The 14893-nt window shown below is 66.0% G+C and carries 17 protein-coding genes; 8 read left to right on the top strand and 9 right to left on the bottom strand.

Going from position 1 to position 14893, the window contains the following annotated elements; all coding sequences use genetic code 11:
* The 4 genes from K0F86_RS22135 to K0F86_RS22150 all read left to right on the top strand — a co-directional run.
* Positions 1–506: OmpA family protein (locus tag K0F86_RS22135; protein ID WP_219136330.1), on the top strand; the 506-nt coding region annotated here is incomplete at its 5' end.
* Between the two features lie 8 nt (positions 507–514).
* On the top strand, positions 515–1009 hold the full coding sequence (locus K0F86_RS22140) for a gluconokinase (RefSeq protein ID WP_219136371.1): 495 nt from the start codon (positions 515–517) through the stop codon (positions 1007–1009).
* Between the two features lie 70 nt (positions 1010–1079).
* Positions 1080–1397, top strand: a complete 318-nt coding sequence (locus tag K0F86_RS22145; RefSeq protein ID WP_219136331.1) for a DUF3144 domain-containing protein — start codon at positions 1080–1082, stop codon at positions 1395–1397.
* Positions 1394–2338, top strand: a complete 945-nt coding sequence (locus K0F86_RS22150) for an acyl-CoA desaturase (RefSeq protein ID WP_257572302.1) — start codon at positions 1394–1396, stop codon at positions 2336–2338. Before K0F86_RS22145 ends, K0F86_RS22150 begins: the two co-directional genes overlap by 4 nt.
* Here K0F86_RS22150 and K0F86_RS22155 read toward each other — a convergent pair.
* From K0F86_RS22155 to K0F86_RS22170, 4 genes are all read right to left on the bottom strand, one after another.
* Positions 2311–2853 (bottom strand): gamma carbonic anhydrase family protein, encoded by a 543-nt coding sequence (locus K0F86_RS22155; RefSeq protein WP_219136332.1) that lies wholly within the window; start codon positions 2851–2853, stop codon positions 2311–2313. The two genes, K0F86_RS22150 and K0F86_RS22155, sit on opposite strands and share 28 nt — an antisense overlap.
* A gap of 183 nt (positions 2854–3036) precedes the next feature.
* A complete protein-coding gene (locus tag K0F86_RS22160) occupies positions 3037–4242 on the bottom strand; it encodes a benzoate/H(+) symporter BenE family transporter (protein WP_219136333.1) in 1206 nt (401 codons plus the stop codon).
* Positions 4243–4339: 97 nt separating this feature from the next.
* Positions 4340–5815 carry a PLP-dependent aminotransferase family protein gene (locus K0F86_RS22165; protein WP_219136334.1) on the bottom strand — a complete coding sequence of 492 codons (1476 nt, stop codon included), beginning with the start codon at positions 5813–5815 and terminating at the stop codon, positions 4340–4342.
* The gene (locus K0F86_RS22170; protein WP_219136335.1) at positions 5812–6753 is read right to left on the bottom strand and encodes a hypothetical protein; all 942 of its coding nucleotides are present in this window, start codon (positions 6751–6753) and stop codon (positions 5812–5814) included. The genes K0F86_RS22165 and K0F86_RS22170 overlap by 4 nt, the downstream gene beginning before the upstream one ends.
* A 149-nt stretch (positions 6754–6902) precedes the next feature.
* Here K0F86_RS22170 and K0F86_RS22175 point away from each other — a divergent pair, with 149 nt between their 5' ends.
* On the top strand, positions 6903–7370 hold the full coding sequence (locus K0F86_RS22175; RefSeq protein WP_219136336.1) for an META domain-containing protein: 468 nt from the start codon (positions 6903–6905) through the stop codon (positions 7368–7370).
* 55 nt (positions 7371–7425) lie between these two features.
* Complete coding sequence (locus K0F86_RS22180; protein WP_219136337.1) at positions 7426–8148, top strand: HAD-IA family hydrolase; 723 nt, start codon at positions 7426–7428, stop codon at positions 8146–8148.
* On the opposite strand, the gene K0F86_RS22185 is transcribed toward K0F86_RS22180, so the two are convergent.
* Genes K0F86_RS22185 through ssuE form a run of 5 tightly spaced genes read right to left on the bottom strand, consistent with a single transcriptional unit; the run spans position 8093 to position 12575 of the window.
* Positions 8093–8935 (bottom strand): ATP-binding cassette domain-containing protein, encoded by an 843-nt coding sequence (locus K0F86_RS22185; RefSeq protein ID WP_219136338.1) that lies wholly within the window; start codon positions 8933–8935, stop codon positions 8093–8095. The genes K0F86_RS22180 and K0F86_RS22185 overlap by 56 nt on opposite strands.
* A gap of 17 nt (positions 8936–8952) precedes the next feature.
* Positions 8953–9744 (bottom strand): aliphatic sulfonate ABC transporter permease SsuC, encoded by a 792-nt coding sequence (ssuC, locus tag K0F86_RS22190; RefSeq protein WP_219136339.1) that lies wholly within the window; start codon positions 9742–9744, stop codon positions 8953–8955.
* A 1-nt stretch (position 9745) separates the two neighbouring features.
* A complete protein-coding gene (ssuD, locus tag K0F86_RS22195; protein WP_219136340.1) occupies positions 9746–10906 on the bottom strand; it encodes an FMNH2-dependent alkanesulfonate monooxygenase in 1161 nt (386 codons plus the stop codon).
* Between the two features lie 12 nt (positions 10907–10918).
* Entirely contained in the window at positions 10919–11923 is a 1005-nt protein-coding gene (locus tag K0F86_RS22200) for a sulfonate ABC transporter substrate-binding protein (protein WP_219136341.1), read from the bottom strand.
* Positions 11924–11954: 31 nt separating this feature from the next.
* The gene (gene ssuE / locus K0F86_RS22205) at positions 11955–12575 is read right to left on the bottom strand and encodes an NADPH-dependent FMN reductase (protein WP_219136342.1); all 621 of its coding nucleotides are present in this window, start codon (positions 12573–12575) and stop codon (positions 11955–11957) included.
* A 254-nt stretch (positions 12576–12829) separates the two neighbouring features.
* Between ssuE and K0F86_RS22210 the strand changes: the two genes are divergently transcribed.
* Both K0F86_RS22210 and K0F86_RS22215 read left to right on the top strand, forming a co-directional pair.
* The gene (locus K0F86_RS22210) at positions 12830–14044 is read left to right on the top strand and encodes an acyl-CoA dehydrogenase family protein (protein WP_219136343.1); all 1215 of its coding nucleotides are present in this window, start codon (positions 12830–12832) and stop codon (positions 14042–14044) included.
* Positions 14045–14065: 21 nt separating this feature from the next.
* Positions 14066–14893 carry a MetQ/NlpA family ABC transporter substrate-binding protein gene (locus K0F86_RS22215; RefSeq protein WP_219136344.1) on the top strand — a complete coding sequence of 276 codons (828 nt, stop codon included), beginning with the start codon at positions 14066–14068 and terminating at the stop codon, positions 14891–14893.

Consider the following 14893-nt stretch of genomic DNA (forward strand, 5'->3'; position numbering starts at 1 on the left):
CCATGCAATTCATCTACAAGCAATTACGCCGCGGCTTCCTCGGTCTGTTCATGCTGGGCCTGTTGGCCGCCTGCCAGAGCACGCCCGAGACCAAACCGCTGTTCAACGCCGAACAAGTCGCCACCCTGAAGGAACAAGGTTTCAACCAGACGGACGAAGGCTGGGAACTGAGCTTTACCGACAAGCTGCTGTTCGATTTCGGCGCTTCCAGCCTGACGGCGCCGAGCCGGGCCGCCATCCAGAAAATCAGCGCCGCCCTGCTGAAAGTGGGCATCACCCACATGCGCGTGGAAGGCCATACGGACAACGAAGGTGCCGAACTGCTCAACAACAAGCTGTCGCTGGCGCGCGCCAACGTGGTGGCCGATGCGATGGGCGTGGCCGGCATTCCACGCGGCAATATCGTCGTCAAGGGCCTGGGCATGAGCAAGCCCGTGGCCTCGAACGCCACCAAGGCTGGCCAGGCGGAAAACCGCCGCGTCACCGTCATCGTCTCGGCGCCTTGAGCGTGGGTATGCCCGCCGTGCGCTGGGTCGTGATGGGCGTCTCCGGCTGCGGCAAGAGCGCCGTCGGCGGCCTGCTGGCCGACGCCTTGCACGTGCCCTACGTGGAAGGCGACGACGTGCATTCCCCGGAAAACGTGGCCAGGATGGCGGCCGGCATCGCGCTCGACGATGCCGACCGGGCCGGCTGGCTGGCCGCCCTGCGCGACCGGATCGCCACGGCCCGCGCGCAAGGCGGCGGCCTGGTCGTCTCCTGCTCGGCCCTGAAGCGCGCCTACCGCGACGTGCTGCGCGAAGGCGACCCGGCCCTGCGCCTTGTCCACCTGGACGGCCCGCGCGAAGTACTGGAAAGTCGCCTGCAGCGCCCCGGCCATTTCATGCCGCCCAGCCTGCTCGACAGCCAGCTGGCCACCCTGCAGCCCCTGCAAGCGGACGAGGCCGGCATCGTGCTCGACATCCGCCAGCCGCTGCCCGTTTTGCTGGAACAGATCCTGCAGGCGTCCTGACAGGCAGCCGCGCGGCTGGACAGCCCGCGGCCCCCTGTGTAGACTGACGCGCACTTTCATAGGGATTTTCATGAGCACACCAACGACAAAACCAGCACCAGGCCCGGAATTCTGGGAACGCGCCGACCAGGTCATCGCCCTGGCCAACGAGCAGTGCGAACATAGCCGCGGCAATGAAGTGGCCACCTCGCTGCTGTACGCGGCCGCCCGCTTCAACGCCTTCCTCGTCGCCAGCAAGAGCAACGACGTGGCCAAGATGCAGGAAGAAAAGGAAGGCGCCGTGGCGTTCTTCACGGAACAGTACAAGCGCATGCTGACCGACAACTTCAACGACTACATCACCAACTTCGACAAGTACACGCAACCGTCGTCCGCCCCCAAGGATTGATAACGGCTGCCAGCCTGGACAGCCACCGCGCCCGCGCCACGCACGCCGGCAGCGTGCTCGACGGCGCGGTGCGCCATGCGCCGCTGCCCTCGCTGTGGCTGACGGCCATGCTGGCCGGCGCCGTGACGGGCGCCCTGTTTTTCTTCAGCTGGACCGGCCTGCTGCTGTTTCTCAGCGGCACGGCCATCGTCCTGCTGTTCGGCCACTCGCTGGGCAGCCACCGCAAACTGATACACGACAGCTTTCATTGCCCAACATGGCTGGAATATGTACTCGTCTACCTGGGTGTGCTGGTGGGACTCAGTGGCCCGCTGGGCCTGCTTCGCCAGCACGAACTGCGCGACTATGCCCAGCGCCTGCCCGACTGCCACCCCTATTTGCGCCACGGCGCCGGTTTCTGGCGCGATGCTTGGTGGCAATTACACTGCCGCCTGGACCTCGACCATCCGCCGCACGTCGCCATCGAGCCGCGCATCGGGCACGACCGCTTTTACCGGTTTCTGGAAAGAACCTGGATGCTGCAGCAATTGCCGTGGGCCCTGCTGTTCTTCGCCTGGGGCGGCTGGGGCTATGTCTGCTGGGGTGTCTGTGCGCGCGTCAGTGCCGGCGTGCTCGGTCACTGGCTGATCGGCTACTTCGCCCACAACCATGGACAAATGCACTTCCATGTCGATGGCGCCGCCGTGCAAGGCAGGAATATCCGCCTGACGTCGCTGCTGACCATGGGCGAATGCTGGCACAACAACCACCATGCGTATCCGGGCTCGGCCAGGCTGGGCCTGCTGCCGGGCGAATGGGACCCGGGCTGGTGGGTCTTGCTGCTGTGGCAACGCATGGGCCTGGTGTCCGGCCTGCGCCTGCCGCAAGACCTGGCGCCGCGCCCGGAACTGCGCCGCCTCGATCATGCCGACAATCAGGCGGCGTCGCCACCGGCCAGGTAATTGTTTTTGACGCGTACGTAATGCTCGGCCGAATAGCGCAGGTAGGCGATCTCGGCGTCCGTCAGCGCACGCACCTTGGCGGCGGGCCGGCCCACGTACAGATGGCCGCTTTCCAGCACCTTGCCCGGCGACACCAGGCTGCCCGCGCCCAGCATCACGTGTTTTTCCACCACCACGTCATCCATGACGATGCTGCCCATGCCGATCAGGCATTCGTCGCCAATGGTGCAGCCATGCAAAATCACGGAGTGGCCGATGGTCACGTACTTGCCGATGGTCAAGGGCGAACCGTCGGGCTTGGCCGCATTCCTGTGCGACACATGGCCCATGGAAAAGTCCTGGATATTGCTGCCCTCGCCGATGACGATGCGGTTGACGTCGCCGCGCAGCACGCTGTTGCACCAGATGGAACAGTCGTCGCCGATCTGCACATCGCCAATCACTTGCGCCGTGTCATGCAGGTAGACGCGCTCGCCCACGACGGGACGGGTATTCAGGTAGGAGCTGACAGGCATCGCTTTCTCGCTTTTCATTAATTAATAAACATTCACACCCAGCCGGCGGCCAGCGCAAAAATCGCCAGGCCATGCGCCAGGGAGCTCAACTCGGCCATCGTTCACATCGGGAAAAGTACGGTGCCAACGGGCACGGGCGCAGCAATTGTATGCGGCGGCTGGCAAAACGGGCAACCTGTCTTGCTATGCCGCCTTGCGCCAGCCATGCATCAGCCCATGCGCCGCCAGTCCGGCCGCCAGCCCCCACAGGGCGCCGCCCACGCCCAGCAGGGTCACGTTCGCCGCCGTCGCCAGGAAAGTGATCAAGGCCGTTTCGCGCATGCGCACGTCCGCCATCGCCTGCGCCAGGCTGTTGCCGATGGAGCCCAGCAGGGCCAGGCCCGCCAGCGCCGTGATGAAACTGCGCGGCAAGACCATGAACAGGCTGGCCAGGGTGACGCCGAAGGCGCCCACCAGGATGTACAGCACGCCGCAAGCCAGCCCGGCGATATAGCGTTTCGACGGGTCCGCGTGCGCATCCTTGCCCGTGCAGATCGCGGCCGTGATGGCGGCCACGTTGAAGGCGTGCGCGCCGAACGGCGCCATGAGCAGCGAACCGAGTCCCGTCACCGTCAAAATCGGATTGGCGCTGACGGGGTAGCCGTCATTGCGCAGCACCAGCATGCCGGGCATGTATTGGCCCGTCAAGGTGATCAGGAACAGCGGCAGCGCCACGCCCAGCAGCGACGCCACGGAAAAGCGCGGCATCTCGAACACGGGCGCGGCCAGGGCCAGTTCGATGCCGTGCGCATCGATGCGCCCCTGCGCCAGCAGCAGGCCCAGGCCGATCAGCATGATGCCCACCACGGCAAAGCGTGCCGTGAAGCGGCGCAGCACGGCGTACGACAGCAGCAGCACCGCCACCAGCAGCGGGTCGGCGCTGGCGCCGCCAAACGCGTTCACGCCAAACTGCAGCAAGATGCCGGCCAGCAAACCGGCGGCGATGCCGCCCGGTATCAGCCGCACCAGGCGCTCGAAGGCGCCGGACATTCCCAGCAGGATGAAAGCAAGCGCGGACACCATGTAGGCGCCGATCACCTCGGCATACGGCGTGTGCGGCATGACGGTGGCCAGGAAGGCCACGCCGGGCGTGGACCAGGCCGTGATGATGGGCGCGCGGTAGCGGTAGCTGAGCCAGATGCCCGTCACGCCCACGCCGATGCTCAGCGACCAGACCCAGGACGCCGTCTGCGCCGCACTGAGCTGGGCCAGCTGGGCCGCCTGGAACACCAGCACGAAGGTGCCGCCATAGTTGACGAGGACGGAGATGCAGGCGGCCAGCGTGGGGGAAGCGAGATCGCGCCAACGCAGCCGGTCGACCCTGGCGGCCGTCGTCGTGGTTGTCGTCATGTGTATGCCCCTGCCATTGAAAGGGAGCATCTTAACGGCCACATGGACTGCTCAAACAGGCCAATTCAAGCCCACACAACAGACCATTTTGACGGCATCACGCCAGCGCGCGCGCCAGACGGACGATGCCGCTGTCGATCTCGTGCGGCGTGAGCGCCGCAAAGCCCAGCAGCCAGCCGCCACGCGCCGGCGGCGTCGCATACAGCCGGCTCAGACCGGGCAGCACGATGCCCGCCTGGGCCGCCCGGCGTAGCGTGTCCAGCTCGTCCCTGCCCTCGTGCAGCAAACACGGCAGTTGCAAGCCGCCCGGCGGCAGCTGCGCCGTGACCACGTGCGGCAAGTGCCGCCGCACGGCCTGCGCCATCGCATCGCGGCGCACGGCATAGACCTTGCGCATGGCGCGCACATGGGCCGCGAAATGGCCGTCGGCGATGAAACGGGCCAGTGTCAGCTGATCGAGTTGCGGCGTATGGCCGTCGAGGATGCTGCGCGCATAGGTCATCGGTTTCACCAGCGCGGGCGGCAGCACCATGTAGCCGATGCGCAGGCCCGGATACAGCGACTTGGCGAAGGTGCCCAGATAGATCGTGCGCCGCCGCGTGTCGAGTCCCTGCACGCAAGCCGTCGGCAAGCCCGCGTAATGAAACTGGCTGTCGTAATCGTCTTCGATGATCCAGCCCTGGCGCTCGGCGGCCCAGGCCGTCAGGGCCAGGCGGCGCTCGAGCGCCAGCGTGACGCCCGTCGGGTATTGATGCGACGGCGTGACGTACACCGTGTTGGCGCCGCTGCGGTCCGCCCGCAGGTGGTCGATGGACAAGCCCTGCGCGTCGACCGGCACGGGTACGACCTGCAATTGCGCCATCTCGAACGCCTTGCGCGCGCCAAAATAGCCGGGATCTTCCATCAATATCGGGCCATGCGCGTCGGCCAGCACCTGCGCGCACAGGTACATGGCCTGGCGCGTGCTGCTCAAGACCAGCACCTGATCCGCCGTGGCCCGCGCGCCCCGCTCCAGGTTCACATAGTCGGCGATGGCTTGCCGCAAAGGCTCCGCGCCTTGCGGGTCGCCGTGTAGCAGCATGCCGGCCTGGCGTTCGCCGGCCGCCTGGCGCCGCAAGCGCTCCCACACGGCGAGCGGAAACGCGCGCGTTTCCGGCAAGCCCGTGGCGAAAGCTTTGACGCTCTGCTGGTCGGCCACGCCGCCGCTGGCAAGGATGTGCGCACCGCGCGCGCTGAGGGCCACCGGCTGCGCGGACGCGGGCTGCAATGCCGACGACGACTTGCCCAGCAAGCTCGCGCCTATCGTCGCCGACACGAAACTGCCCGACCCCGTCTGCCGCTCGATGTAGCCATCGAGACGCAGCTGCGCGTACGCCATTTCCACCGTGTCGCGCGACACGCCCAGCGATTGCGCCAGCGCGCGCGTGGCCGGCAGGCGCAGGCCGGGCGCCAGCACGCCATCGAGTATCAGCTGGCGCAGCGCGCGCTGCACGCGCACGCGCAAGTCGAGCGCCGCCAGTTCAGGCGCGGCGAGGCGGATTTTCAGGGTGTCGAGTTCGAACTGCGGCGTCATGGAGCTTTCGGCGCGGCGCGGGCCGCCTCCACGGCCGCCATGCTGCTGGCCGGCGAAAAGCCGTGCTGCTGCAGCACCGCGACCAGCTGTTCGCCGGCGCAGCCCAAACGCAGGTTTTCCGCCACCCAGTCCTGCCAGGCGGCGCCGATCTCCGGCATCGGTTCATCTTCCAGCGTGAGACCGAGTATGCAGCGGGCCAGCAAGCCGTTGATCCGTTTGGTGTCGATCAGGTGCTGCACCACCGCGTGGCCCGACTGGGGAAACGGGTGCAGGGTGCAGCGGCCGAAGGCGGCCAGGCGCTGCGCGTGCATGGCGTCGAGATTCACCGATTCGCTGGCACTGGCGCCAGAGCTGGCCGCGTCAGGCCGCGTGCCGAACAGCAGGTGCAGCTGCGTTTTATCCGTCGCCCTGGCGCGGCACAGGGACGCCAGGTCGTAATAGCCGGACGGCGGTGGATCCTGCGCCAGCGATTCCATCACGGGCAGCCAGCGCAGCTCATGGTACAAACGCGCCTGCTGCACGTCGAGGAAGGACAAGGGGCCAAAGGCGACGATCTGCTGCACGTCCAGCAGCAAGCCAAACATGACGGCCGCATATGCGCCCATGGACTGGCCCAGGGTAGTGACCTGGCTTGGCGCGATGCGGCGCACCAGCTCGCGCAGGGCCTGCGCCGTTTCATCCACGTGATTACCCAGGCCCGCGATCTGGCGGTGATACCAGGCATTGCCCGAATCGCGCACGAGGATTTTGTTCAGCGGCTGCCCGCTGACCTGCTCCAGCTTTCTCAGGCGTCCGTAAAAATCGAAGGCGGGACGCGTGGTCCACGAGACGAAGCCGAAGGCGATGACCAACGGCGCGCCGGGCACGATGCGGTCGACCAGCACGTCGTCGCCAGTGGTGGCGACCAGTCGATTATCCAGCGTTTGCGCTTGCAGCATCGGCCCGGCTCCCCGATCAAGGTTGAAACAGCAGAAAGCATGAGTTTAATGCCAAGGCTGGCAAAATGGAAAGCAATCGCCGCTACGGTACGCTGGCCGGCACGAAAAATCTGCTAATGTGCGGGCATTCCCCCTCACAGGAGCATCCCATGCTGCATCGCCTGACGCATCGTCTCAAATACCTGCCGCTTGCCGCCGCCATCGCCATGGCCGGCGGCTGCGCCACCACCAGCGACAGCGCCAAGCCAGACAACGGCCTGGCGCCGCAGGCCAGCCTGACGAACACCTACTGGAAGCTGACGCAGCTCGATGGCGCCCCCGTGACGATGGCGCCGCAGCAGGAGCGCGAAGTGCGCATCACCCTCAGCGACGATGGCAAGGTTACCGGTTTCACGGGCTGCAACCGCGTGATGGGCGGCTATACGCTGGCCGGCACGGCCCTGCGTTTCACGCAACTGGCGGGCACGCGCATGGCCTGCCCGCCGCCCCTGATGCAGCTGGAAAGCGCGGTGCTGGCCAATTTGAACAGCGTGACGGGCTACCAGCTTGAGGGCGAGAAGCTGATCCTGCTCAAGGATGGCGCGCCCGTGGCCCGTTTTGAATCGGTCTACCTGTGAAATAAAAATCGACTGCCGTTACAATGGCTTCCAGCCCATCATCAGGAAGGAAGCCATGTCCGCACTGCCCTCGCCGTTTTCACCACCGCCACCATCGGCCGCCGGCCGCTATCGGGCTTTTCTGTTTGACATGGACGGCACCGTCATCAATTCCATCGCCGCCGCCGAACGCATCTGGGGCACTTGGGCGCAGCGCCAGGGCCTCGATGTAGCGGCCTTTCTGCCCACCATCCACGGCGCGCGCTCGGTCGACACCATCGCCAGACTGCGCTTGCCCGGCGTCGATGCGCAGCGCGAGTCACAGGGCATCACGGATGCGGAAATCATCGATGTGGCAGGGATTATTGAAATCGCGGGCGCGCTGCGCTTTTTACAGTCGCTGCCGCCCGCGCAATGGGCCATCGTCACCTCGGCGCCGCGCGCGCTGGCGACGGCGCGCCTGAAGGCGGCCGGCATGCCCATTCCCGCCATCATGGTGACGGCGGAAGACGTCAAGGCGGGTAAACCAAAACCCGATTGCTACCTGCTGGCGGCGGAAAAACTGGGCGTGGCGCCCGTCGATTGCCTGGTGTTCGAGGATGCGTCCGTCGGCATCGAGGCGGGCGAAGCGGCGGGAGCGAAAATCATGGTGGTCACCGCCACGCATGCGCACCCGCTGGCCACGCGCCATCCGGCCATCGCCAGCTATGAGAACATCGTGGCGACCGTCGATAACGATGGTTTCATCGTGCTGGCGCAGTCATCTGACCATGCTGCTGCAGCACCCGCGACAAGATAGCCTGCTCCAGCGCGGCGAAAGCCGCATGGCCGCGCTGACGGGGGCGCGGCAAGTCCACCCGCACGTCCAGGGTGATCCGCCCCTCCTCGATCAGCAGCACCCGGTCGGCCAGCGCCACCGCTTCGGCCACGTCGTGCGTCACCAGCACGGCCGTGAACCCGCGCGCCAGCCACAGCGACTCGATCAGCTGCTGCATCTCGATGCGCGTCAGGGCGTCGAGCGCGCCCAATGGCTCGTCGAGCAGCAGCAGTTGCGGCTCGTGCACGAGGGCGCGCGCCAGCGCCACGCGCTGCTTCTGCCCGCCCGACAGGGCCGCCGGCCAGTCGTCCGCCCGCTCGGCCAGGCCCACCGTCCACAGCGAGGCGGCCGCCGCGCCGACGGAGCGGGGTAGCCCCAAGGCCACGTTGTCGAGCACCGTTTTCCACGGCAGCAGCCGCGACTCCTGGAACATGATGCGGATGTCGGGCGCGCCCACGCCGCTGCCGATGGCGACCCCGCCTTCATCGATGCTTTCCAGCCCCGCGATCGCGCGCAGCAAAGTGCTCTTGCCGCAGCCGCTGCGCCCCACGATGGCGACGAATTCTCCCGCTTCCAGCTGCAGGTCGACGTTGTTCAGCACGGACCGGCTGGTGTAGGATTTACTCAGGTTCGTCAGTTCCAGCGGCACGCCCCTGCGCTGCAAGGGAGCCTGCGGAGCTACCTTCGCCTGCGGCGGCGCACTGGCCGGGTCGTACTGCACGAAGTGCGACAAAAAATCCGTTTCGATCTGGATGGGGGCGAGCAGCATGGTTTTTTCTTTCCTCATTATCGGTAGGCGGGATTCCAGCGCAGGCAGTGGCGTTCCAGCCGGCGCGAGAATAAATCGGCCAGCTTGCCCAGCAAGGCGTACAGCAAAATCCCCACCAGCACCACGTCCGTTTGCAAAAATTCGCGCGCATTCATGGTCATGTAGCCAATGCCGGCCTGCGCCGAGATGGTTTCGGCAACGATCAGCAGCACCCACACGAGACCCAGCGAAAAGCGCACGCCAACTAAAATGGAGGGCATGGCGGCCGGCAGGATCACGTCGCGGTACAGGGGCCAGCCGGACAAGCCATAGCTTTTCGCCATTTCGATCAAGCCCTGGTCGGCCGAGCGGATGCCGTGGAAGGTGTTCAGGTAGACGGGAAAGAACACGCCGACGGCCAGCAGAAACAGTTTCGCCGTCTCGTCGATGCCGAACCACAGGATCACCAGCGGGATCAGGGCCAGGGCCGGGATGTTGCGCACCATTTGCAATGTCGTGTCGAGCAGGGTTTCCGCGTGGCGGAAGCTGCCCGTCAATAGGCCCAGCAGCAAGCCCAGTCCCGCGCCGATGGCGAAACCGAGCGTCGCGCGCCACAAGCTCGTTTTCAGGTGCAGCCACAATTCGCCCGACGCGGCCAGGTGCCAGAAGGCCTTCGCCACGGCCCACGGCTCGGGCAGGATGCGGCTCGACAGCCAGCCCCACTGCGCGGCCAGTTGCCAGGCCAGCAGCAGCGCCACGGGCAAGGCCCACGGCGCCAATGCATTGCGCCATGGCGTGCCGGGCGGATGCTTGACGGTGGCCGTCGCCATCTCAGGCCGCCTTTTTCTGTGGCGCGGCCGGCACGATATTGCTGGCCATGATTTCGCCGAAAGGCCCCGTCAGTGACTGCTCACCCACGGCCTTGCCCTTGCCCAGCAGCGGGAACACCAGTTCGGCGAAGCGGTACGATTCTTCCAGGTGCGGATAGCCCGAGAAAATGAAGGTGTCGATGCCCAGGTCCGCGTATTCCTGCATGCGTGCCACCACGGTCGGACCGTCGCCCACCAGGGCCGTGCCCGCGCCGCCGCGTACCAGGCCCACGCCGGCCCACAGATTCGGCGACACTTCGAGCTTGTCGCGCCGTCCGCCATGCAGGGCCGCCATCCGTTGCTGGCCCACGGAATCCATCTTGCCGAAGGCCGCCTGCGCCTTGGCGATGATGTCGTCGTCCAGATGGCTGATCAGTTCATCGGCCGCGCGCCAGGCCGCTTCGTTCGTTTCGCGCACGATCACGTGCAATCGGATGCCAAACCGGACCGTGCGGCCTTTTTTTGCCGCGCGCGCGCGGATGTCGGCGATTTTCTCGGCGACGGCGGCGGGCGGCTCGCCCCAGGTCAGGTACACGTCCATCTGCTCGGCCGCCAGTTCATGCGCGGGCTCCGACGAGCCGCCGAAATACAGCGGCGGATACGGTTTCTGCACGGGCGGGTACAGGGTTTTCGCGCCTCTGACCTGGATATGCTTGCCCTCGAAATCGTAGCCGGCCGCGCCGCCCTCACCCGCCAGGGTGGCGCGCCACACCTTGATGAATTCATCGGAAATTTCGTAGCGCTTGGCGTGGTCGGCAAACAGGCCGTCCGCTTCCAGCTCGCCCTGGTCGCCGCCCGTGACGACGTTGATCAAGAGGCGCCCGTTCGACAGGCGGTCGAAGGTGGACGCCATGCGCACGGCCAGGCCCGGCGTGGACAGGCCGGGCCGCACGGCGACGAGGAACTTGAGCTTTTGCGTCACGCTGATCAGCGACGACGCCACCACCCAGGCGTCTTCGCAGGAGCGGCCCGTGGGCAGCAGCACGCCGTCGTAGCCGAGCGTGTCGGCGGCCACGGCCACCTGGCGCAAATAATCGGCATCGACGGGGCGCGCGCCCTGCGACGTGCCCAGGTAGCGGCTGTCGCCGTGGGTGGGGATGAACCAGAAGACATTCAATGACATGATATTTGTTCCTTATTTTGTGCTGGTAGCGAGCTGGCGCGCCGGCAGCAGCGCGTCCTTGACAACGATCGGTTTCGGAATCAGCTTCAGGCTGGAAAAGGCGTCGGCCACCCTTTGCTGCGAAGCGATGACGTCAACGGAAACGGGTTTCACGCCATACGCATAGCGCGAGGCGGCCAGCGCCACGACATCCTTGCTCAGCCCAGTCTGCGCCGACAAAATCGTCGCCACTTCGTCCGGGTTGTTGCGGCCCCAGTCATCGACCTTGGCCACTTCGTCGAGCACGATGCGCAGGATCTCGGGATGCTTTTCCGCATACGTGCGCGAGGCCAGGTAGAACTGGTAGTTCGCCACCAGGCCCTTGCCGTCGGCCAGCACGCGCGCGCCCAGCTGCTTTTCGGCGGCCGCCAGGAAGGGGTCCCAGATGGCCCAGGCATCCACGCTGCCCCGTTCAAAAGCGGCGCGCGCATCGGCCGGCGGCAGGAACACGGGCTGAATGTCGGCATACGCGACGCCGGCCTTTTCCAGCGCTTTCAACAGCAGGTAATGCACGTTCGAGCCCTTGTTCAGGGCGATTTTCTTGCCCTTCAAGTCGGCCAGGGTGCGCAGGCCGGAACCCTTGGGCACGACGATGGCTTCGCTGGCCGGCGACGCCGGCTCATTGCCGACATACACCAGGTTGGCGCCGGCCGCCTGCGCAAAGATCGGCGGCGCTTCGCCCACGGTGCCGAAATCGATGCTGCCCACATTCAAGCCTTCGAGCAGCACGGGGCCGGCCGGGAACTCCGTCCATTTCACGCCCACGCCCTGTTCGGCCAGGCGTTTTTCCAGGGTGCCACGCCCCTTCAACAAGGTCAGGGTGCCGTATTTCTGATAACCAATACGCACCTGGACCTCCCCCTTGGCCTGCGCCAGCGCCGCGGCCGGCATGCCGGCCGTCATCACGCCGGCGGCAGCGGCAAACAGCAGGCCCAAAGTGGTACGGCGCGAGAGTCGTTGTGCGTGGCGGTGTGTCATGGTGCTTCCTTGGTTGGTAAGTAATAAATAATCAGGCGGCTTGAAACAGGGGAGCGTATGGCTGGTCTTGCAGCGAACGCACGGGATGCGGGACCTCTGCTGGCGCGGGCGGACGCCGGCCCTGCAGCACGAACAGGCCGGTAGACAGCTCCTCGATGCCGGCCTGCACGCGTTCGGCAATCGGCGCGTCCAGGCTCAGGCCCCGCTCTTCGTGCCACGCCAGCTGCTGTGCATTCGCATAAATGCTGGTGAACACCTGCTTGGCGCCCAGCGCATGCAGCACGGGGCGCAGCGCATAGTCGAGCGCCAGGGTGTGGGCATGGCCGCCACCCGTGGCCAGCGGCAGCACCAGCTTGCCGGCCAGGCCATCTTGCGGCAGCAGGTCGAGGAAGGCTTTCAGCAGCCCCGTATACGACGCCTTGTAGATGGGCGTGGCGATCACGATGGCATCGGCGTCGGCCACGGCGCGCACGGCGCGGGCAATCGCCACGTCGTCGTAGTCGGCCAGCAGCAAGGCACGCGCCGGCAGGTCGCGCACATGCAGCCTGGCGTAGCTGTGGCCCTGCAGCGCCAGCTGCTCGCCGATATGCAGCAGCAGGCGACTGGAACTCGATGGGAGTTGCGGGCTACCGCCCAATAACAAGATGCTCATGTGATGCCCGTCCCTGTAGGTGGTCGAAAGTGGCGTTGCTCGGATGCTTGCAGCCTATCGCCATCAGCCGCCCGGCAAAACGAATGCTTTCGCGCTTCGATATGCGTTTTTTGACTATCCGATCCTGACGCCCCGCGCGCCATGGCACAGGAACCTGCGCGGCTTTTTTCGCATATCCATGCGCGGTTTTCTTCGTGTACGGCACGCGCCTGGCGGTGCAATATCGGCCTCATCGTCTTTCTGGAATGTCACTCATGCCTAGCGCTTTACTCCATGCCACCCTTCCCCTGTCGCCCGTGCCGGAACCCTTGCAGGACGCCATCCACGTCGCCACCGCGCTGGCCGCGCGCCTGGCCGAAACGGCCAATGCCCGCGACCAGGCGGGCGGCCATGCGGCGCGGGAGCGTGAATGGCTGCGCGAGTCAGGCTTGCTGACCTTGTCGATCCCCGTGGAATTCGGCGGCCAGGGCGCTTCGTGGCCCCTCGTGTACCAGGTGATCCGCATCCTGGCGCGCGCCGACAGCGCGCTGGCGCATGTCTTCGGCTTCCACCATCTGCAGCTGGCCGGCCTGCAGCTGTATGGCAGCGCGCAACAGCAGCGCCGCCTGCTCACCCTGACCGTCGACGAGCGCCTGTTCTGGGGCAATGCCTTGAATCCCCTCGACAAGCGAGTCACGGCCAGCGACACCAACAGTGGCTTTATCCTCGACGGCATCAAGAGCTTTTCTTCCGGCTCGGTCGGTTCCGACTGGCTGACCGTCTCCGCCTGGCACGCACCCACGCAGACGGCGCTGATCGCCGCCCTGCCGACGCGCCAGGATGGCGTGACCGTGCAGGCGGACTGGGACGCCTTCGGCCAGCGCCAGACGGACAGCGGCAATGTGCATTTCCAGGCGGTCGCCCTGCCCCACGCGCTGGTGCTGCAGGCGCCCGCGCAGGCCGCCACGCCGCAAGCGACCGTGCGCTCGCAGATCGCGCAGCTGATCATGGCCAATTTATATCTGGGCATCGCCGAAGGCGCGTTCGAGGCGGCGCGCCGCTACACGGACGAGCAGGCGAAAGCCTGGTTTGCCTCGGGCGTGGCCAGGGCAACGGACGACCCTTTGGTGCAGCACCGCTACGGCCAGCTGTGGCTCTTGCTGCGCCCCGCGCAAGTGCTGGCCGACGCGGCGGCGCAGGAACTGGAAAAGGTGTTCCGCAAGGGCGCGCTGGTGACGGCGCGCGAACGGGGCTTGCTGGCCGTGGCCGTGGCCGAAGCCAAGTGCCTGGCGCACAAGGCGGGACTGGAGATCAGCAGCCAGATGTTCGAGCTGACGGGCGCCCGCTCCACCTCGGCCCAGTACGGCTTCGACCGCTACTGGCGCAACGTGCGCGTGCATACCCTGCACGACCCCATCGACTACAAGCTGCGCGACCTGGGACGCTTTGCCTTGACAGGCACGGTGCCTGAGCCGACGGCATATTCATAATTCACTCACCAAGGAGCCCGCATGACCATCGCCCGCCGCAGCATCCTCCTCAGCGCCCTGACCCTCGCCTTGACGGCCAGCTTCGCCCACGCCAAGGACCCGAAAGACATCACCATCGGCACCAGCGCCGGGCCGTACGCGGACCAGATCAAGCTGGGCATCAAGCCGATACTGGAAAAGCAGGGCTACAAGGTCAGGCTGGTGGAATTCAATGACTACATCCAGCCGAACTTCGCGCTGGCCGAGGGTTCGCTGGACGCCAACGTCTTCCAGCACATCGTCTACCTGAAGAAATTCGCGCTGGAACACAAGCTGGCCCTGACGGACCTGATCACCATCCCCACGGCGCCGATTGCCATCTACAGCAAGAAGCACAAGACCCTGGACGACGTGAAGGAAGGCACGACGGTGGGCTTGCCGAACGATCCGACCAACCAGGCGCGCGCGCTGGTGCTGCTCGACCAGCTGGGATGGATCAAGCTGCGCGCCAGCTTCGACCCCGTGCGCGCGTCGGAAAAGGATATCGCCGTCAACACGAAGAAAATCAAGCTGCTGCCGCTGGAAGCGGCGCAGCTGCCACGCTCGCTGGGCGACACCGACTACTCCTTCATCAACGGCAATTACGCGCTGGCGTCGGGGCTGAAGCTGACGGAGGCGCTGGTGGCCGAGAAAATCTCGCCCAACTACATCAACCTGGTGGCCATCCGCACGGCCGACAAGGACAAGCAGTTCGCCAAGGACCTGGCGGCCGCCTACCGCTCGCGCGAATTCCTCGACATCACAAATAAACACTTTGCCGGCTACTCGAAACCCGACTACCAGCAAGCCTTGCAGACGGCGGCCAAATAA

Source organism: Janthinobacterium sp. UMAB-60 (assembly GCF_900095235.1).
GTDB lineage: Bacteria > Pseudomonadota > Gammaproteobacteria > Burkholderiales > Burkholderiaceae_D > Janthinobacterium.